This window comes from Neisseria sp. HMSC70E02 (genome assembly GCF_001838645.1).
In the GTDB taxonomy this organism is placed as follows: Bacteria; Pseudomonadota; Gammaproteobacteria; order Burkholderiales; family Neisseriaceae; genus Neisseria; species Neisseria macacae.
In genome coordinates, this window is sequence record NZ_KV838133.1 from 1 (window position 1) to 1,010 (window position 1,010).

At 58.5% G+C, this 1,010-nt stretch carries 1 pseudogene; it reads right to left on the reverse strand.

From position 1 onward, the window contains the following. Positions 1-1,010 (reverse strand): annotated as a pseudogene (locus tag HMPREF3277_RS12325) (hypothetical protein); the annotation flags it as partial.

Consider the following 1,010-nt stretch of genomic DNA (forward strand, 5'->3'; position numbering starts at 1 on the left):
TTGGTGTAATACAACTGGCTGCCGTTGATCGCATCGGTCGAATCCGCAGATACCACACCTGCCGCCACACCTTGTACCTGACGGGTCTCGTCCGTACCGTTGCCGACGGTGACGACACCGGCGACTTTGCTCGCGGCGGCAGCCGAACCTGCTTTGCCTGCCACGGCTTTGTCGTTCAGGCCGCCGTAGGTATAGGCTTCGCCTTTGGCCGCATCAGCCGTATGGATGCCTTGGGTTTGGGCGCGGTCGCCGAGGTAGACGGAGTCGTTGACTGTGGCTTTGATGTTGCTGCCCAGTGCGTAGGCGTTGTCGGCGGATACGTTGTTGTTGTTACCGATGGAGTAAGAGCTGTTGCCGCTTACTACGGTCGGGTCACCGATGGCGCCGGAGTTTTTGCCGCTGACGATGTTGCCGGTACCGATGGCGATGGTGTTCTCGGCGTTGGCTTTGGCACCTTTACCGATGGCGATGGCGTTGGTGCCTTTGGAGGCGGCTTGGAAGCCGACTGCTGTGGCGTAGGCGCCGCTCGCGCTGGAGTCTTCGCTGTTGCGTGCCTGTACGTCGGGGTTCACTTCGCCGTCGTTGGTATGGAAGAACTTGATGCCTTGTTCGTTCATACGGCCTACGGCTTCGATGACGTTGTTGGTCACGTACATGCCTTGGTCTTCGACGTTGTAGGTCACGAGGCTGTAACCGTTGGACTGGGCAATCTTGGTCTCGTTCGTAACGTTGGTTACGTTCGGATTGTTGCTGTTGTCCACCAGGGTAATGTTTTTGATATTACCCAAGCCTGCTTTGCCGTCTGCTTCGACTGACGGCGGTGCAGTGTTGACGTTGCCGCCGTTGCTGCCGATCAGTTCGTAAACTTGGTGCAGTTGTCCGCCGTTGACGGCATCGGTGCTGCCTGCGGCGACGGTGCCTGCGGCGACGCCGGTCACTTTCTTACCGCCTGCGTTGATACCGTCGGCAGTGATGTTGACATCGCCTGCTTTCAGACCGTCTTTACCCAG